We start from the raw sequence: 18,810 nt of genomic DNA, 5'->3' as shown, positions 1-18,810 counted from the left end.
CAATATTTTCATCTATTAAAGCTGCCATTTGAGAAATTTCATCTTTACCTTTAATGTTTAAAAGATGTGCACTATTTGTCTTATTATTTAAAAAGTCAAAGAAATCTTTTAATGAATTTTTAGTTAGATCAATGCCTCTTATTATGTTTTTGCCAACAAATATGGACACTAATAGCATAAGCAAAATACAAACCACAATTACAATAGAGCGTACAATAAGTTGAGTATTTGCCTCATCCTTAATATGCATTGCATCTTTTTGCATATTATCAAGCAATTTAAGCTCAAACTCCCTCATTGCATCTATTGAAATACTTATCTTAGAAAACCAACTCGCTGCATCATAAGACGTATTTTCAGTAGCAACTACATTTTTAATAATATTTATAGCATCTATAAAATCTGCCTTCTTTCTAGTAATAGCATCAAATTCTTCACTAAATTCTTTTGGATTGTATTCATCAAAATCTTGCATAAATTTGTTTATAACGCTATTTAGTGCAACTACTTTATTATAGTCCTCTTTACTTATGCTCTTTTTAGTAAAGATACCATTTAGTGTAGCACGCAAAATACCAAAAGACTCTTTTATCTCACCAACAATAATAATACGTTTTAAATCATCCACTAAGTTAGACTCAAGCTTATTGCTATATCCATTTATAGCAATAAGCTCTTTTCTTAAAATCTTCGTTATTTGCCCAATTGCGCTATTGCTATTTTTTTGATCTATATTAGAGCGAATGCTAGATAATTCTGGAATTATTTCATTCCTTTCATCTAACTTTTCAAGCGCTGCATCTACATTTTTGCGTTGTTCTATAAGCTTTACATTATCTCCTCCAGATAACACACCTGAACTTAAACCACGTTCCTTTTGCATTTCATGGATGAAATCATTTTGTTTTATTATTACATTTACTATTTTCTCACTATATTCAGCTTCTGAGCGTTTTTTCACAATACTACTTAACGTATATATACTTGTTATACTGAGTCCAATAAGACCAACAATAACTATGATCATAATTTTAAATTTAATACCTATATTACTCATTTTATATCCTTATTTATTATTTTTATAAATTTAATTTAAAATACAACTACAAATAAATAGCCTACAATATTTTAATTTTATGCGAAACTAAGTTATAAAACCAACCTCGCTAACACAAACCAAAATAACGACACTTATCAAAAGTAATATTCTTATAATGGGTAATCTCATTGTATTCCCCTTAAATAAACTAATTACGTTGGGTCTTATTTAAACATACATAAACTTTAAAATTTGAGCAAATGCTTATTTTTTAAGGTCGTATTTAGCGAGCATTTTGTCAAATTCGCCAGACTTTTGTAGCTCTTCGATCGCAGCATCTATATTTTTGATAAGATCAGTATGTTTGCCCTTATCAAATGCCATCGCAAAGCCCTCTGTGCCGTCAGGAAGTCTCAAAAACTCCTCTAAGTCTGGATTTTGTTTTAAAAACTCAACACCTATTGGGCTATCAGTTAGCACAACATCGATCTTACCGGCATTTAGTGACATTATAGCTGCTGCTACATTTTCAGCTGGGATTGACTGGGTTGTGATCTTTTTAGCTGCCTCTTCTTGAAGTGTGCCAACTTGAGCTGAAATTTTCTTATCTTTAAGGTTGTCTTTATTTACATCTGAGCCTTTTTTGCGGATAAATAAATTCTCTGAAAAATAATATGGCTTAGTAAAATCAACAGACTTTCTTCTCTCATCAGTTGCGCTCATACCGCTTATCGCGATATCGATCTTGCCTGTTTTTAAAGCAGGTATCAGCCCATCAAAACTCATATTTGCAACGTCAAATTTGATCCCAGTTTTTTTAGTGATCTCATTTAAAAGATCGATCTCAAAGCCAACGATTTGATTTTTATTATCAAGATACTCAAACGGAGGATAATCAGCACTTGATCCTACCTTATAAACTACCTCTTTGCTAGCTTCTGGCGCATTTGCAGCGGTTTTTTTGCCACTATCATCGCCACAACCTATAAAAAACATAACTAACCCTAATGCTAGAACTTTTAATAAATTTTTCATTTTACTCCTTATTAGTGATTTAAAATTTTACCTAAAAACTCTCGCAGACGCTCGTGCTGCGGATTTGTAAAGACGTTTTTTGGCGTGTCATCAACTGCTATCTTGCCTTTGTCCATAAAGAAAATTCTATTTGCCACGTTTCTTGCAAAGCCCATCTCGTGAGTCACCACAAGCATCGTTATGCCCTTTGCTGCGACATCTTTCATGATATCAAGCACCTCGCCGATCATCTCAGGATCTAGCGCACTTGTTGGCTCGTCAAATAGTATCACCTCTGGCTCCATTGCAAGGCTTCTAGCGATCGCGATACGCTGCTTTTGACCGCCTGAGAGCTTGTGCGGATAGGCAAATTTCTTATCGCTTAGCCCAACGCTCTTTAGCAGCTCATCTGCCCTCCTCTCAGCACTCTCTTTGTCTAATATCCCAGCTTTTATAGGAGCTAGAGTTAAATTTTGCAAGACATTTTTGTTTGCAAAAAGGTTAAAGTGCTGAAAGACCATGCTCACTTTTTGGCGAATTTTATTTATGTCTGATTTTTTATTGAGGATATCTTCGCCATTTATCTTGATATGCCCGCTATCTGGCTCTTCAAGGCGGTTTATGCAGCGCAAAAATGTACTTTTTCCACCGCCACTTGGGCCAATTATCGCTATGACTTCGCCTTTTTTGATATTTACGCTAATGTCATTTAAAACACGCAAATCGCCATAGCTTTTGTTTAAATTTTTAATCTCAATCATGGCGATTTAATCTCCTCTCAAGTAGTTTCACCAAAAGGGTGAAAAATTTAACGCTCACGTAATATACAATGCCCGTAAAAATGACTGGCTCTGGGCTGTAAAAGACTGCTTGAAGGCTCTTACTTTGCATCGTAATATCAACGACGCTTATGTAGCCAACGACTGAGGTCTCTTTAAAAAGCGAGATAAACTCATTTGCAAGCGCTGGCAAGATATTTTTAGTAGCTTGCGGAAAGACTATCTCACGCATCGAAACGTAGTAGTTTAGCCCCATCGCGCGTGCTGCCTCCATTTGCCCTTTATCGACGCTATTTATGCCGCTTCTTACAATCTCAGCGACGTATGCTGAGCTATTTAGTCCAAGTGCGATCACAGCGACGTAGAAGTTATCGCTCCAAGTGGCAAAAATCACCACCGAAAATATTAGAAGTTGAAGTATTACAGGCGTTCCACGCAAGATGTCGATATACTCATCTATGACGAAATTTAAAACCTTGATATCTAAAAATTTAATAAAAGCTAAAATAAATCCAAGTGTGATGCCTATAGCGATACCGCCTATCGTAAGGCCAAGTGTTACTCCATAACTTTTGATATATGCGATCTCTTGCGCCTCACTAAGATCTCTTGGATAGAAAAAGTATGTTCCAAGTGAGACAATTATTATAAAAAATAGAAATTTGGCTAAATTTTGAGCGTTCAACTTCGTCCTTTCTTTAAAATGTAGCCTTAAATGATACGAAAAAAAATATATCATTTTGCTTAAAATTTTTTAAGGAATAAGCCCGCTCATTGAAATTTAAATGATTTTATAATAACATAAGCGTTTTATTTTATTTGAAAGGAATTTTATGAGCTTTGGGTCTTATTTAGCCATCGCCATCTATTTTGGTTTCTTGCTCTTTATCGGACGATATTTCTACGATAAAAACGCAAGTATGAACGAGTATCTACTGGATAACCGTCAAATGGGTCCAGTCGTCACCGCACTTAGTGCTGGCGCTTCTGATATGAGTGGTTGGATGCTACTTGGCGTGCCCGGGGCCTTATACGCAACTGGCGTAGCAAATGTCTGGATGATAGCTGGTCTTATCGTGGGAGCTTACTGCAACTACTTATTTCTAGCAAAAAGGCTTAGGGTCTATACTGAGGTTGCAAGCGACAGCATCACGATACCTGATTTTTTGGAAAACCGCTTTAAAGATAGAACGAAAATTTTAAGGATCATCTCAGGTCTTATCATATTGATATTTTTCACACTTTACGTAAGTAGTGGCATCATCGCTGGCGGCAAGACATTTGAGAGCTTTTTTGGCTTAAAATTTGCATACGGAGCGGTCTTTACGCTCATAATCGTAGTCTTTTACACATTTTTTGGCGGGTTTAAGGCTGTTAGTATAACTGACGCATTTCAGGGGCTTTTGATGTTTTGCGTCCTAGTTTCGATCCCAGTCGTGGCATATCTAAATTTAGACCTGCCAGGCGATACAAATTTGATAAAAGAGATAAGCAAGCTTGACGCAAATCACCTAAATCCATTTAGAGACCAGACTTTCTGGGGTATTTTGGGCCTTCTAGCTTGGGGCTTTGGCTACTTTGGACAGCCACATATCATCGTTAGATTTATGGCGATACGCGACTCAAAAGAGCTTGCAAAGGCAAGAAGGATCGGCATCGGCTGGATGACGATCGGTCTACTTGGTGCAATTATGAGCGGACTTATCGGCTTTGTTTATTTTAGCCAAAGAGGCGGACTAAGCGATCCTGAGACAGTATTTTTAAAGCTTGGCGAGCTACTTTTCCCGCCATTTTTTATAGGTATCATCATCTCAGCCGTGCTTTCAGCGATCATGAGCACCATCTCAAGCCAGCTCTTAGTCACTTCAAGCTCGGTCACAAAGGATTTTATCTTTGCCTTTTATAAAAAAGAGGTGAGCCAAAGCACGCAAACAGCGATCAGTCGATATGCGGTCGTGGTCGTAGCGATAATTGCCACAGTGCTTGCCTTTATCTCTACAGATAACGTTTTAAACGTCGTTGGCAACGCTTGGGCTGGATTTGGTGCGAGCTTTGGTCCGGTGCTTCTTTTTAGCCTTTACTGGAAACGTATGAGCGCACTTGGAGCGCTTGCTGGTATGATAGCTGGCGGTGCGACCGTAATATTTTGGATAACATCAGGGCTAAATGCCTATGTTTATGAAATTTTACCAGGCATTTTAACCTCAAGCCTAGCCATCATCATGGTCAGTATCTGGGGCGACGCGATAAATAAAATGACTAGCGAGCCACACGAGCAAGTGATAAAAGATGAATTTGAAAAGATGAAGACAAGGCTTTAAATTTAAGCAAGGTGGCTAGCTTTAGCCACCATCAAATTTACTCTAATTTCTTAAAACTAACCCTTGGATTTATAGTTAGCTTATCATGAGAGATAAACTCTTGTTTTAAGTATTTCTCACGTCCAGCTCTTGCTATCATCAGCGCATTATCAGAGCAAAATGCAAGTGGGGCCAGCAAAAGCTCGCACTCATTTTTTTGGCAAAGAGTTTCAAGCCTTTTGCGTAAATTTAAATTTGCACTCGCTCCGCCAAAGCGTTTGAAATTTCTATGAGATCAAACTTGCTAATTTTATACATTTAGTCCTTTTTTTAGCTTTCTTATCAAAAATCTAGCAGGGTGTAGCTCAAAAAATAGCGACCTTTCTATGCAAAGTGGGCGAGCAAGCACAAGATCGGTTATCAAATTTGCTCCAAGTATCGCCGTACCAAGGCCACGTGAGCCGTGAGCGAAATTTACAAAGAGATTTTTTTCGTAGCTTGCTTTTGGATTGTTATCTTTATTTTTACTCCAAAATAGCCCTTTGTAGTTTTGCTTATAAAACTCCTCATCGTGTAAGGCGCCGATTATCGGAAACCTATCTCCACTGTAACTTCTATATCCCACACGTGAGCCGATGATGGTGGCTTTTGTGGCGTCAAAAAACTCACTCACAAACCTTAAATAATACAAATTTGACTAAAAATTTATAAAAAAAGCCAGTTAAAATGAAATTTTATGGGAAATATTTTTAAGAGATTAAATTTACAAGTTTAAAGGAGTTAAAGGTGGCAAACCACCTTTAAATTTACTCCCACTCGATAGTTGCAGGTGGCTTGCTCGAGATGTCGTAAACTACGCGGTTTATGCCATTTACTTCGTTTATGATGCGGCGGCTTACGTTTTCAAGCAGGTCATAAGGAAGCCTTGAGAAGCTTGCAGTCATGCCATCACTCGCATCTACCACACGCACACAAACAGCGTTTTCGTAGGTGCGGTTATCACCCATAACACCAACAGAATTTACGTTTAAGAGTACGCAAAATGCCTGCCAAGTTTTGTTATACCAGCCACTACTTTTTAATTCATCGCGCAAGATCACGTCAGCTTTGCGAAGCAGCTCAAGGCTTGGTTTATTTACCTCGCCCATGATGCGGATAGCAAGGCCAGGTCCTGGGAAAGGATGGCGGAAGACTAGCTCGCGGCTTAGTCCAAGCTCAAGTCCTAGCTTTCTAACTTCGTCTTTAAAAATCTCTCTTAGCGGTTCTATTAGCTCAAATGTCATCCAATCAGGCAAGCCGCCAACGTTGTGGTGGCTCTTTATGGTCTTACTTGAGCCAACGACTGAGCTTTCGATGATGTCAGTATAAAGAGTGCCTTGAGCTAGAAATTTCACATCGCCATGTTTTTTCGCCTCTTGCTCAAAAATTTCTATAAATGTCTCGCCTATGATCTTGCGTTTTTTCTCAGGATCAACGACGCCAGCTAAGCGGCTAAGAAAGATCTCGCTCGCATCTATACTAACTAGCTCAACGCCAAGCTTTGTTCTAAATGTAGCTTCAACTTGCTCTTTTTCGTTTGTTCTAAGAAGTCCGTTATCTACAAAAACAAGGATCAAATTTTCAGGCACAGCAGCCGCTAAGAGTGCCGCAGTCACAGAGCTATCCACGCCGCCACTAACCGCGCAAAGCACCTTGTGTGTGCCAACCGTTTTTCTTATCTCGTCTATCTTGTTTTTAGCAAAGCTTCCCATGTTCCATGTGCTCTCGCAGCCGCAGATATATTTGGCAAAATTCTTTAAAATTTGCGTGCCATACTCGCTGTGTTGTACCTCTGCGTGAAACTGGATCGCATAAAATTTACGTTTATCATCACCAAAGGCGCAATAAGGCGAATTTTCGCTAACTGCGATCGCCTCAAAGCCATCTGGCAGGTCTTTTACATAGTCACTATGGCTCATCCATACGATCTGTTTTGAAGGGGTACCTTGAAATAGTTTGTGCTCTTTTATGACGTTTAGCTCAGCCTTGCCGTACTCTTTTTGATCAGCGGCTAAAACTTCAGCTCCGTGTGTGTGAGCAAGTAGCTGCATACCGTAGCAAACGCCAAGGATAGGGATATTTAGCTCAAAGACGCCGTTATCGCAAAAATATGCATCTTTTGCATAAACGCTAGCTGGACCACCACTTAAAATGATACCTTTTGGATCTTTCGCCTTTATATCGCTTAGTTTTGCGTTAAATGGCAAAATTTCAGTATAAACTCCCTCTTCTCTTAGCCTTCTAGCTATTAGCTGAGTATACTGCGAACCAAAGTCCAAAACTATAATCGTATTGTTCATTTATAACCTTTTAAAAGTAGATGTGAAAAATTTCAAACTGCACATACCAAACAATGAGTGATACGATGTATCCCAAAACTACCATCCATGCATATTTCATATGCGCACCAAAGGTATAAATTCCTTTTAATTTACCCATTACTCCAACGCCAGCTGCTGAGCCAAAACTGATCATCGAACCGCCGATACCAGCTGTAAGTGTCACAAGTAGCCACTGACTCATAGACTCGCCTGCATCAGCTCCCATGGCTGGATTTGCTTTTAGCACAGCTGACATAACAGGGACGTTATCAACGACTGCTGAGAGGAAGCCAACACCGATATTTACAGGTGTTGAGCCAAATTTATCATAAAGTGACACAGCGTAATTTAAAAATCCAGCAAAGTGAAGAGCGCCAACTGCAGCTAAAATTCCAAAGAAGAAAAATAGCGTGTTGTTCTCGATCTTTGACATATAGTGAAAGACATTCATAGGCTCTTCGTCTTTGTGAGCTTTTTTGAAATAATATGTATAAAGGCTAAGTAGTGAGAAGCCAAACATCATGCCCCACATAGCTGGCAAGTGAAATAACTGGTGCATCATAACTGCACAAAAGATAGTAAATGCACCTATGAAGATAACCGCTTTACCGCCCTTTTTCATAACCACTTTTGGCTCATTTGCCACATCAAAATGAGGCGCAGTATTTGGCACGATGCGTGAAAGTAAAAACGCAGTTACAAACCAGCCTATGATAGATGCTGGGAAAAGTGCAAAAAAGTCTAAAAATGGTGACTTGCCTGCTGCCCAAACCATAAGCGTAGTGATGTCACCAAATGGACTCCACGCTCCGCCTGCGTTTGCTGCTACGACGATATTTATCGCACCTGCGACTAGGAAATTTGTATTATTTCTATCTATTGTTAAAAGAACGGTTGATAAGATAAGCGCTGTTGTTAGGTTATCAGCCACTGGGCTAATGAAAAATGCCAAAATACCAGTTAGCCAAAATAGCTTTCTATAAGTGTAGCCTTTTGAAACTAGGTTATATTTAAGTGCGTTAAACACATCTCTTTCAACAAGTGCCTCGATAAATGTCATCGCTACCATCAAGAAAAAGACGATCTGAGCTATCTCTAGGATCAGGTGATTTACCTCGTGCTCTAGCAAATGCACATCCATGCCATTTATAAGCATATAAACGCCGATAAGTAGGAACATAAAAGTGCCTATAAAAATGGCAGGTTTTGCCTTGTCGATGTGAAAATTCTCTTCTGCTGCTATGAAAAAATATCCAACAACAAAAATGATAAGCGATAAAATTCCCGCCCATGTAGTAGTTAAGTCAATAGCCGCAGCTTCTCCGTCAGCACCAAAGGCTAAAGCAAAAAACAAACTTAGAAGTCCAAATAACCTCATATACTCTCCTTGTAAGATAAAAATTTGCGTATTTTACTTAAATGAGCCTAAAATTTAGGTTAGTTAAATTTATTAAGCTTGCATTACATTTTTATCTTACGCCAAATTTAAGATCAAATTTTATTGATCTTGTCAGTTTTTTTCTCTTTCACAGGTGCATCGCCATAAAATGGATCGTCCTTGTAGCCGCAGCCACTAAGTGCAAAAAGAGCGAAAATTAAAATAAAAGATGATAAGATTGCCTTATGAAAGACGCCAAATTTATGATAGATGCTATCCACGAAAATCCTTTGTATAAAGAAAAATTAAGCATGGCAGACGAGTGCCGAGAGCTTCTGCGCCTCATGGGTAAAGCAAAGCGATTTTACATAGCTTTTTGCTATGTTAGAGAAGGTATATTAACCTTCGTTCTCACTCATCCCTCAGGGCTTTTGGAACTTAGACGTGATAGTAGTATAAATGAGATAAAAGGGTTATTAAAAACATTTTGCAAGGTCAAAAAAGATAGCATTTTTGCAAGCGTCATCAAGTCAAAACCTCTTAGCGAGATCAACTACATAAAAAACAAAAAAGAAGAAAATATAAGATTTATCGTGAGCAAATATCTAAAATTTTTCATGCCACAACCTACGCAAAGATCAAATTTTATAATGCCAGCAAGCAATGGTGAGTTTAAAAATTTAGCCACAAATGAGCAAATTTATAAGAAATTTGAAGAGCTAAGAGAAATTTTGCTAAAGAAAAACGAGCAGGCAAGATGCTAATAGACGAGATAAGAACGCTTCCAAACGAGCCTGGCGTATATCAATATTTTGATGCTCAAAACAGACTTTTATATGTCGGCAAGGCCAAAATTTTAAAAAACAGGGTCAAAAGCTACTTTAAATTTACCCCAAGCTTAGCACCAGCTGAAAAGCTAAGCCCAAGAATTTCAAAGATGATAAGCGAGGCGGTGCACCTTGAATACATCGTCACACCAAGCGAGGCAGACGCGCTCATACTTGAAAATTCATTCATAAAGCAGCTTAAGCCAAAGTACAACATCTTGCTTCGTGACGACAAGACCTACCCTTATATCTTTATAAATTTAAACGATGAATTTCCGAGATTTGAGATCACTAGAAAGGTGGTAAAAGGCTCAAATATACGCTATTTTGGGCCATATTTTAGCGGAGCTGGCGAACTACTTGAGGCGCTTTATCTAAATTTCAACCTAGTTCAAAAAAAGTCCTGCATCAAAGGCAAAAAAGCCTGCCTTTTTTATCAGCTAAAACGCTGCTATGCCCCATGTGAGGGTAAAATTTCAAAAGAGAGCTATGCCAAAATAGTCGCTGATGCCACAGCCGCTTTGCAAAATCCAAATTTGCTAATCGCTCGCCTTGAAGAGCTCATGCTAAACTACGCCAAGGCCGAAGAGTACGAGCAAGCAGCCGCGACTAGAGATAAGATGCAAACGCTTAAAAATATGCAGACAAAGGTCGAGGTCGATCTAGCCAAGCTTGAGGACTTTGAGGCCTACTCGGTTGCTTGCGTGCACGATATGATCTGCGCGGTGAGATTTAGCGTGCAAAGTGGCAAGATAACAGGCGTAAAAACTGATATCACGCAGGCTAAAAACGCTCAAAAAGACGAGATAAACGAGGCTTATAAGCAGGCCATTTTAAAAAGCTTCATTGCCGGTCAGCCAATAATCAGCACCAAAATTTACGTCCACGAAGACTTTGAAGATAGCGAGCTGGTGGAGGAAATTTTAAACGAGAGATTTGGTCGTAAATTTAATATCACTTGCCCAAAAATAGGCGACAAGCGTAAAATTTGCGAGATCGCAACCAAAAACGCCGAAGTTAGCATCGAAAAATATCTAAAAACGCACGATAACGAGCTCTTAAACGAGATAAAAGAGTACTTTAATCTAGCTCACACGCCTTACGTGGTCGAGGCTTACGACAACTCGCACCTTTTTGGCGAGGCAAGTGTCGGAGCGATGGTGCGCTATGAGCATGGCGAGTGGGCGAAGCAAAACTACCGCCACATGCACCTAAACTCCAAAAACGACTACGATCAGATGAGAGAGAGCCTCACTGCTAGAGCACTTAGGTTTGATAAGCTTAGCCCGCCTGATCTTTGGGTTATTGATGGTGGCGAAGTGCTTTTAAACTTAGCCTGCGAAATTTTAGCAAGTAGTGGCGCAAATGTTGATGTGATAGCTATCTCAAAAGAAAAAATTGATGCAAAAGCTCACCGCGCAAAGGGCGAGGCGAAAGATAAAATTTATACAAAAAATGGCAGCTTTAGCCTAAGCACGAGCGATAAAAAACTGCAGTTTTTCCAAAAAATGCGCGATGAGAGCCATAGATTTGTCATCAGTTTTCACAGAAAAACAAGGCAGAAAAACGATATGCAAAGATCAGTGCTAAGACAAGCTGGCGTATCTGAGGGCAGTATTGCGAAATTAATCAGCTTTTACGGAAGTTTTGATAAAATCAGCGAAGCAAATTTAGACGAAGTGGCAAAAATAACAAACAAAAGCGTAGCGGCAAAGCTTTTAACGCTCAAAGAAGGAAATTTGAAGTGATAATATACGACAAAAACGGTCAAATTTTAGCGATGGGAGATATCTCTCTTGGCCTGCTTGAATTTAAAGATATAAGGGAGTTTTTAAGCGAGCATAAAGACATTGACGAGCTAGTTTTAGACTACAAAGAGTCTGGAGTTTTTATAGATTATCTAGCTAAAAGACCAAATTTAAGAGTAAATTTAAAGACTAAAAACGGCAAAATTTTAAATGCAACGCTTAAATTTTCAAAGATCAGCTCAGTAAAAAACGAAGAGTATTTCGAGCTTCTAATCCTAGATCAAACAGAAATTTACAGCCAAAACCAACAAGCTGCGATGAAAGCAAAGACAAAGCTTCGCTTGCCAAATTTAAAGGTAGATGAAAAAGAGCTTTTAGATAAAGAAGAAGAGGTCTTAAACGAGAGCTGGTTTAGCGAGACTGCTAGCTTTTTAAATTTAAGCAAAAGCGAGTTTGCGACCTATCTTGGTATATTTTTAAGCAAAGCAAAAGACAAGATGATCTTTATCCAAAGTGCGGTGCAAGCGCGAGATACTAAATTTTTAGAAGAGAGCATAAAGATATTAAAAGAGCCAGCGCTAAATTTAAAGATCACTCCGCTTGTGGCAAATTTCGATGCGCTACTTACCAGACCAAACAAGATTAAAAAAATCGCTCAGATAAACGAAAGACTAAGCGAAATAAGCACGCTTTGCAATAAATTTTCAAAAAGGCTTGTCAATGAGGGTTAATAAATTTTTGGTTCTTTTGCCGATATTTTTGGCGGCTTTCGCTTGCTTTTATGGTGGCGTGCTCTACTTTGATAAATTTAGGATCTCTTATAACATAAATAATGAGATAACAAGAGAAAATTTAATAAGAAGCGCCATAGATTATATCATCTCAGAAAGAAAAGCCTATGATATATATAGTCAAACTATGTTACCACAAGATGAAATAACGCTAAGGAAGGCAAACACTGCTAAAAATTTGGTAGTAAAAAGTTTATCAAATAGCCTTTCTAACACACCAGATGACATAAGAATGAGAGATAGGCTAAATGAAGTTTTAAAAAATGCAAATGCAAGCTGGGAGAGCTTTAACCTCTCGTTTTATAGCTTTGTTGAGCTGGCAAATTCTACGGTAACAAGTGGGCAAGTTGCATTTAAAGGTTTAACCATAGATGCAGATATCAAGCGCTATATCATCTCTTTAATCAGAACTTACGAGCTACTACAAAACGTAAATACTGCAAAAGATCACATCTTAGCCGTGCTTATGGGTAAAGAAAAAATTACTGAAAGTTCGTTAAAACAAACTATAAATGGCCTTAGATATAACGATATAAATGCAAATTTACTCCCAAATGGCGAGATAAAAGACAATATAACAAAAGAAATAGATAGGCTTGATAATATAGAGACCACGCAGGGATATGACGAGCTCCGCTTTAAGCTAAAGCTAAACAATGAGCTAACACGTGATGAAATTTTACAGATCAATAAATTTGAAAATAATAGAGCTGATCTTTTTCGTAAGATAGCAAATACCCTAACTAAAGAGCTAAAGAGGCTAAATGACAACTTTAGAATCAAGGCGCTTTGTCTAACGCTTTTGATGTTTTTTCTTTCACTTTGGCTCTTTTACGCTGGATATAAAACATATATCTGGCTAAAAGATCTAGAAAATTTAAACCAAAAAATGAAGCTTGTAAGAGATGAAATTTTAAAAAAAGGGGATAGAAATCCACAAAATTTAATAGAAAGTTTCATCGCGCTATATAAAGAGCTACTTCAAAAGTATGAGCAAGAAAGAAGCTTTACAGCGATAAAAGATAGGCTGCTTGTTAGACTAAGTAAGAAATTTTACCAAGCAAAAGAGCAGATCTTTAGCTCGGTCGCTACACTAAAAAAAGATGAAAACATGGTAAAAAATGAGCTAGTTTTTGAAAATTTAGAAAAAAATAGCCAGATAATCGCGATAAATTACAGCAATATAAAAGGCTTGCTTGATAGAAGAAATGGCGAAGTTGGACTAAATTTAAAGCCGTTTAACCCACAAATTTTGTTTTCAAATATCCTTGAAGCGCAGATACCTTTCACGCAAGAGAAAAAGCTAAATTTCTTAACCTATCTTGATGCAAACATTAGCGACGAGCTAGAGGGCGATAGCGAGAAGATAAGCGTCGTCTTTGGCTCTATCATGCAAGCTGTCGTGACAAAATGCGATAAATTTGCCAACTTGATAGTAGAGATAAAAAATGTCAGCGACACCCTTAGTCAAAGCGGTCTTTTACTCATCGAAACAAAGATAAGGACAAATCAAATTTTTATAAATGAAGAGCAGATAAAAGCTTTAAACGCAGAAGATGAAAATGAGATAAATGACGAAGAGAGCGAGTTTTATCTAAGACTTGCTAGCTTTTATCTAAAGCTTTTTAACTCAAGCCTTGATATAAGCACGCTTGGCGGAGCTGGCAATGAGTTTAAATTTATCCTTAGTCTAAAAAAGGTGCAAAAACTGCAAAATTTCAGTCTAAATCACGAGCTAAGGATCGCGTATCTGCCTGATATAAATGTAAAATATAATGAATTTTTCGCAGCCACTTTAGAAGATATGGGGCTTAGGTTTCAAAATATCATCTCAAACAACCAAGCGCTAGCGAAAAACTATGATATCGTCTTTGCAAGGCAGAGCGCTAGTAAAAATATAAATATAAAAAATGTGGTCTTGCTAAAAGATCCGCTCACGCCACTTAGCGTTGCAAGGCTTGTTTATATGGAGAAAAATAGGGGCGAGAGCTTGGCTGAAGAGAAAGTGCTCTTTTTGCTTTGCGATAAAAATCCGCTTAGTCTTGAGATGTTTTCGCGCGCTTTTAGCTTCTTAGACTGCGAAGTCATAGGCGTTAGCAGCCATAAAGAGCTTAAACAAGCGCTGCTTTTAAATAGATTTAACGCAGTCTTTATCGATGCTTCATTTTTTGAAAATGGCGTGGCAAATTTTGTAAAAGAGATAAGATCGCTTCAAGAAGAGAAGATAAATTTAGTCGCCGTGGTCTCAAACACCTCAAATATCCCTGAAAGAGAGCTGTTGCCTGCCTTTGATGAGAAGATCAGAAAGCCTTTTAGCAAAGATGAGCTAAATCAAATTTTGCCTAAATTTATAAAAAACTATAAGCCAAGTAAAGAAAATAGATACTTTAGTAAAAATGAAAATATCGTTATTTACAAGAGCACAAAGCTTGAAAATAAGATATTTGCTGGCGCTCTTGGCGAGTTTCAAAATACGCTTGAGGTGGCAAATAGCTTTAGCGAACTTTTGATAAAGATAAAGACAAAACCTTGCTCGCTAGCACTTGTGGATGAAACGGCGGAGGGCTTTGATATAAAAGAGCTTTTAGCTACGATATCTGAGCTTAGAGCTGGGCTAAAGTTAGATGCTAGAGTGCTTCTTTTTAGCAACAGCTTAGAGCTTAAAAACCAAAAAGAGTATATAAAAATTCTATCTCCAAGCGTGAGCAAGATAGAGCTTACAAACTTCGTAAAATCAGAGCTTGGCGAGATAAATTCGACCCAAAATAAACTAAAGAGCAACTTTAAGTTTATAAAATTTAAGCTGTAATAAATTGAACGTATTTTACTATCGAGATTCTAAAATTGAACTTTGAGGTAAAAAAATGTGTGAAATGTCTTTCTATTTTGAGAAAGGTAATTTCGTGCTTAAAACCACAAGAGTCGCTCATATAGAAAGCAATGGAACGCTCGTTTTCCGTAATAAAATGAATTCTATATTGTTTCCAGTAAATTTTACATCTAGGGATTATGATATTTTCTTTACTATTTGCTGGTATGCAAAGCAATTGGGGTATTCGGATAGCAGAAATTATATTGAAATGCCGTATTCTAAGATATCACAATTCTTTGCTGAAGGTCTAAATAAAACTCGTTTTAATAACGAGGTGCTTGAGTTTTGTAAAAAGGTTTTAGGCGAAAACGGATCGGCAATCTACAAAAGTTTAGAGATTACAAATAATGATGAAATTATGACGGCTGGAGTTTTTTTCATTTCTATTAAAGCCTTTAGAAATACGCAAATTTTAAAATTTAAATTAAATACAGAAGCTCTCGATATTTTATTTGGTACTCTAAAATTTATGAGAATAAATTTACACGATTTTATTTCAATTCGAAGTAAATTTGCAAAGTCTCTTTATCGCCTCTTACTACAATATCAAAATATCAGATCCGACAAAGATGGCTTTAAGTGTGTAAATTTTAATAGACCTGATTTCGAAAGATTTATGAGCGTTCCTGAAAAATACGAAACGAGAGATTTGGATCGCCGTGTAATAAATCCTGCCATAGAAGAGTTAAACGAAAACTACTTTAAAAAGATTGTTCTCGAGAAGAAAATTGCTGAAGGCTCTAAAAAGAACGTTATCGGCTACTCTTTTAGGTTTATGTTAAATGAGGATGCTTGATTTTGCTTAGAGCTACGATCACTCTTACTTATCCTAATAATCTAGCTCTAGCTTTTGAACGTCAAAATTTATTTGCTCAGCTTTTGGGGTAGGTAAATTTTGCCTTTTACTATCACCATCGTTATTTTTATTTTTAAACATTCTTACTAAAATTTTATGGATTTTTATAAGGTTATTTTTAATTTTTTTAGTCATTTTTTGTTTCTTGGCTTATCAACCTCTTATTCTCATGGCTATGTACTCTTCCAGATCTAGGTCAAAGTTGTTCGCTTCCGCCTTAAATTGCATTAGTTCATCAAATGTGAAAATATCTTTTAGCTCGTATGTTGCTAGAATTTTAATGTCTGAGTAGGTTAAAATACTTATTTCTAGGCTTTCTGCGATTTGTCTTATCTTTTCTTTTTTTGCTTCGCTTACAAATACTATATAGTTTTGCTGATGCTCTTTCTCTTTTGCGTCATTTGGCTGTGGGGCTTCTATTAATCCCATTTTAAATCTTACAAATTCGCTCATGCTCGTATTGTGCCATTTTGCTTGGTCATAGATCGTTACAAGCACTTCATCTTTTATATATGGTATAGGTGTTGTTAATGCTAATTCTATAAATTTTGCTAGCGTGTATGTTGGATATTTCTTGCGTATTTTTATGCCTAGTTCTTTAGAAAATTTAGTTCCAACCGATACCTTGCCTTTTTTTGTAGATTGTTCCTTTTGACTATCTGCTCCAGCTATAAATTCATCTAATTTGTCAGTAGAATTGCTTGTTCTTTTAAAATCCATCTCTTTTTCCTTTTTTTAATTTGATTGTAACATTTTATAAAATTTATTACTACCCTATAGCTTCTCTACTCATCTTTTACTCCTTTTTACAGATAAATTTTAGTAGCTTTTGTTCTTTTATCATATTTCTTCTACTTTATCTTTTTTTATAAAAATTTTATTCCCCCAAAATCTGGTTATTAAACCGCCTATCCAAGCGATGACTGAAAAATTAACGAGAAGGATAATTAGCATTAAAAAAATGTCAGTCTCATCCCCATTGTCCTTTGCGTAACCAAGGATACTAAATGCAACTTTTATAAATTCAATTATATTTATGCCATTAAGCATCGCATAAATAGGCGTTATAATCATCACAAAAAGACATATCATTGTCATTAAAATACTAATACCAAGACCGACAGCAAATACCTTTGCCTCTCTTTCATTTTTTTCTTCATCTTCGATTTCGCCTCTTAAAAATGGATATGATAAAAACATTCCAGCTGTCAAAAGCATAATCGAAAAAGCTGAAAACGTATAATTTATAAAATCTACGAAATTTGTTGATAATGTATCTAACGCCATTTTTATCCCTTTGCCTACTAATACTAAGCCTTTTTATAAACTAGGCTTACTTCTCCAAGCCCACCACTCAGCACCATCATATTCTTCACGTTCTAGCCAATCAGGGATGTCCTTAAAGGTTATCCAACCCTTCCAGTATTGTGAGCCATATCCTTTGTCATAGTTAAGCATACTTGCTTGTATCTCATTCCAAGGGATTTCTCCTTTACCCTTGTAGCTGGTAATAGTAGAGCAACACCAATCTCTTGAGAATTTAAGCATATACTCATCTACTTTGTGATCTCCTATGAGTTCCATTGTCTCTTGTTTGAAGTTAGTTGGTCTCATTTTTATATCTGCTTCTTGCTATATTTTAACAATCCGCTGACTACCTTCTTATTGTCCAATTTGGAACACTTAATTCGCCATCGCCATCTACTTTAATGATAGACTTAGGAATTACCTGAGAGTTTTCTTCGTAGTAATCATTTCTCCAACTAACGGTTACATTTGAGCCTTCTACCTTAGTGATTTTAACATAGAACTCTATACCATTTTTAGATTCTATGTAAGCTCCAACCTTGATTAGCTCATCTCTTGTTTTTTCCATTTTGTATCCTTTTCTTATTGAATTTAGTTTATTATAGTGAAAATTTGCTTAAAAAATAATAAAATAAGTAAAAATAAACTAATAAATAATTAAAAAATATATAAAATTTAAATAATATAAAAATATTTTTTCAGTAAAAATTATAAGTAAAATATAAAAAATGCTTTTCTTCTTTCCCCTTTTTAAATTTACACATCGCTTTTGGCGATGCTACTATTATCTTCATTTTTTAAAATATCTCACTGCATAAATTTTTGATTTCTTGTTCAGTTTTGTTGCCGTCGTTCATTTCAACTACACTTAGTCCTAGCTGGGTCGCAATTTTATATCGCTCTCTTTCAAATATAATTGTTTCTGCTAGTTTTATATAGTCTTCTTGAATTTCTTTTATAAAGTTCTTGAGACTTTCTACTTTTTTGGCTAAAAATGGATTTGTGGACGCTCTATTGATTACAATATATGTTTGCAGATTAGTGTTTTGCTCCTTTGCCATCTTGATTATGTTTACCATTTTATCAAGGACGCTTACGTCAAACTGGCTTGGAATTGTCGGAATTATAACAATATCGCTTAGTGCTATTGCTATTCTCATTTCTCGACTATCTCGTCCGCCTGTATCGATTACTATATCCCTTTTTGTTTTGTTGTCCTGCAGGAATACTTTTAGTTCTTCGCCGTATTTATATGCAAAGTCAAATGCTTTTGGGTGATTTTCTTCGTTTCGTATATTTAAAAATGTGGCTATTGACTTCTGTGGGTCTGTATCGACCAATAATAGTGGTTCGCCTTTTACAATACCTTGGTTTATCGCTATATTAGTAGCTAGGGTGCTTTTACCGCTTCCGCCTTTTTCATTACATATAGAAACAATCATTTTTATTCCTTTGCCTTAGATTTTTAAATGATTATATACTTTTAAACTTAATAAATAATAAAATATTAAATTATTAAATAGTATTTTAAATAAATA

Annotated in this window: 19 protein-coding genes and 2 pseudogenes; 6 read left to right on the top strand and 15 right to left on the bottom strand. The window is 36.6% G+C overall.

The genetic code is table 11. From position 1 onward, the window contains the following. The 4 genes from CYP05_RS08585 to CYP05_RS08570 all read right to left on the bottom strand — a co-directional run. A partial coding sequence (locus CYP05_RS08585) for a nitrate- and nitrite sensing domain-containing protein (protein ID WP_103642628.1) occupies positions 1-1,057 on the bottom strand: 1,057 nt, incomplete at its 3' end. A 246-nt stretch (positions 1,058-1,303) separates the two neighbouring features. Next, the gene (locus tag CYP05_RS08580) at positions 1,304-2,074 is read right to left on the bottom strand and encodes a basic amino acid ABC transporter substrate-binding protein (protein ID WP_103642627.1); all 771 of its coding nucleotides are present in this window, start codon (positions 2,072-2,074) and stop codon (positions 1,304-1,306) included. A gap of 11 nt (positions 2,075-2,085) precedes the next feature. Next, positions 2,086-2,814 carry an amino acid ABC transporter ATP-binding protein gene (locus CYP05_RS08575; RefSeq protein WP_103612966.1) on the bottom strand — a complete coding sequence of 243 codons (729 nt, stop codon included), beginning with the start codon at positions 2,812-2,814 and terminating at the stop codon, positions 2,086-2,088. Continuing rightward, positions 2,807-3,517 carry an amino acid ABC transporter permease gene (locus tag CYP05_RS08570; protein WP_012140157.1) on the bottom strand — a complete coding sequence of 237 codons (711 nt, stop codon included), beginning with the start codon at positions 3,515-3,517 and terminating at the stop codon, positions 2,807-2,809. The genes CYP05_RS08575 and CYP05_RS08570 overlap by 8 nt, the downstream gene beginning before the upstream one ends. Positions 3,518-3,665: 148 nt before the next feature. Between CYP05_RS08570 and putP the strand changes: the two genes are divergently transcribed. After that, entirely contained in the window at positions 3,666-5,153 is a 1,488-nt protein-coding gene (gene putP, locus CYP05_RS08565) for a sodium/proline symporter PutP (RefSeq protein ID WP_103642626.1), read from the top strand. A gap of 37 nt (positions 5,154-5,190) precedes the next feature. Here putP and CYP05_RS08560 read toward each other — a convergent pair. From CYP05_RS08560 to CYP05_RS10020, 5 genes and pseudogenes are all read right to left on the bottom strand, one after another. Continuing rightward, positions 5,191-5,421 (bottom strand): annotated as a pseudogene (locus tag CYP05_RS08560) (tRNA (adenosine(37)-N6)-threonylcarbamoyltransferase complex transferase subunit TsaD); the annotation flags it as partial. A gap of 21 nt (positions 5,422-5,442) precedes the next feature. Further along, a pseudogene (locus tag CYP05_RS08555) lies at positions 5,443-5,814 on the bottom strand (bifunctional tRNA (5-methylaminomethyl-2-thiouridine)(34)-methyltransferase MnmD/FAD-dependent 5-carboxymethylaminomethyl-2-thiouridine(34) oxidoreductase MnmC); the annotation flags it as partial. A gap of 124 nt (positions 5,815-5,938) precedes the next feature. Further along, positions 5,939-7,471 (bottom strand): glutamine-hydrolyzing GMP synthase, encoded by a 1,533-nt coding sequence (guaA, locus tag CYP05_RS08550; protein WP_103642624.1) that lies wholly within the window; start codon positions 7,469-7,471, stop codon positions 5,939-5,941. Between the two features lie 10 nt (positions 7,472-7,481). Continuing rightward, positions 7,482-8,870, bottom strand: coding sequence for a sodium:proton antiporter NhaD (gene nhaD / locus CYP05_RS08545; RefSeq protein WP_103642623.1), 1,389 nt, complete (start codon positions 8,868-8,870; stop codon positions 7,482-7,484). 113 nt (positions 8,871-8,983) lie between these two features. Next, positions 8,984-9,151 carry an LptM family lipoprotein gene (locus tag CYP05_RS10020; RefSeq protein WP_012001408.1) on the bottom strand — a complete coding sequence of 56 codons (168 nt, stop codon included), beginning with the start codon at positions 9,149-9,151 and terminating at the stop codon, positions 8,984-8,986. On the opposite strand from CYP05_RS10020, the gene CYP05_RS08540 reads away from it, so the two are divergent. From CYP05_RS08540 to CYP05_RS08520, 5 genes are all read left to right on the top strand, one after another. Beyond that, positions 9,134-9,634 (top strand): hypothetical protein, encoded by a 501-nt coding sequence (locus tag CYP05_RS08540; protein ID WP_181001197.1) that lies wholly within the window; start codon positions 9,134-9,136, stop codon positions 9,632-9,634. The genes CYP05_RS10020 and CYP05_RS08540 overlap by 18 nt on opposite strands. Then, positions 9,628-11,445: an excinuclease ABC subunit UvrC gene (uvrC, locus tag CYP05_RS08535; protein ID WP_103642621.1), complete on the top strand. Its 1,818-nt coding sequence runs from the start codon at positions 9,628-9,630 to the stop codon at positions 11,443-11,445. Before CYP05_RS08540 ends, uvrC begins: the two co-directional genes overlap by 7 nt. Beyond that, a complete protein-coding gene (locus tag CYP05_RS08530) occupies positions 11,442-12,176 on the top strand; it encodes a hypothetical protein (RefSeq protein WP_103642620.1) in 735 nt (244 codons plus the stop codon). Before uvrC ends, CYP05_RS08530 begins: the two co-directional genes overlap by 4 nt. Next, a complete protein-coding gene (locus CYP05_RS08525) occupies positions 12,166-15,045 on the top strand; it encodes a histidine kinase (protein WP_103642619.1) in 2,880 nt (959 codons plus the stop codon). The genes CYP05_RS08530 and CYP05_RS08525 overlap by 11 nt, the downstream gene beginning before the upstream one ends. A 94-nt stretch (positions 15,046-15,139) precedes the next feature. Beyond that, on the top strand, positions 15,140-15,904 hold the full coding sequence (locus CYP05_RS08520; protein WP_223154259.1) for a replication initiation protein: 765 nt from the start codon (positions 15,140-15,142) through the stop codon (positions 15,902-15,904). A 33-nt stretch (positions 15,905-15,937) separates the two neighbouring features. On the opposite strand, the gene CYP05_RS10015 is transcribed toward CYP05_RS08520, so the two are convergent. The 6 genes from CYP05_RS10015 to CYP05_RS08495 form a co-directional block, all read right to left on the bottom strand. Then, positions 15,938-16,099, bottom strand: a complete 162-nt coding sequence (locus CYP05_RS10015) for a hypothetical protein (RefSeq protein ID WP_159070840.1) — start codon at positions 16,097-16,099, stop codon at positions 15,938-15,940. Between the two features lie 18 nt (positions 16,100-16,117). Then, complete coding sequence (locus tag CYP05_RS08515; protein ID WP_103576079.1) at positions 16,118-16,684, bottom strand: hypothetical protein; 567 nt, start codon at positions 16,682-16,684, stop codon at positions 16,118-16,120. A gap of 120 nt (positions 16,685-16,804) precedes the next feature. Beyond that, on the bottom strand, positions 16,805-17,251 hold the full coding sequence (locus CYP05_RS08510; protein WP_103642618.1) for a hypothetical protein: 447 nt from the start codon (positions 17,249-17,251) through the stop codon (positions 16,805-16,807). 33 nt (positions 17,252-17,284) lie between these two features. After that, positions 17,285-17,578 carry a hypothetical protein gene (locus CYP05_RS08505; RefSeq protein WP_103576081.1) on the bottom strand — a complete coding sequence of 98 codons (294 nt, stop codon included), beginning with the start codon at positions 17,576-17,578 and terminating at the stop codon, positions 17,285-17,287. Between the two features lie 40 nt (positions 17,579-17,618). Continuing rightward, positions 17,619-17,840, bottom strand: a complete 222-nt coding sequence (locus tag CYP05_RS08500) for a hypothetical protein (protein WP_103620035.1) — start codon at positions 17,838-17,840, stop codon at positions 17,619-17,621. A gap of 229 nt (positions 17,841-18,069) precedes the next feature. Further along, positions 18,070-18,714, bottom strand: coding sequence for an AAA family ATPase (locus CYP05_RS08495; RefSeq protein WP_021092016.1), 645 nt, complete (start codon positions 18,712-18,714; stop codon positions 18,070-18,072). Positions 18,715-18,810 lie beyond the last annotated feature (96 nt).

Source organism: Campylobacter concisus (assembly GCF_002913545.1).
Lineage (GTDB): Bacteria > Campylobacterota > Campylobacteria > Campylobacterales > Campylobacteraceae > Campylobacter_A > Campylobacter_A concisus_AV.
This window is presented reverse-complemented; position numbering and strand designations above follow the sequence as displayed.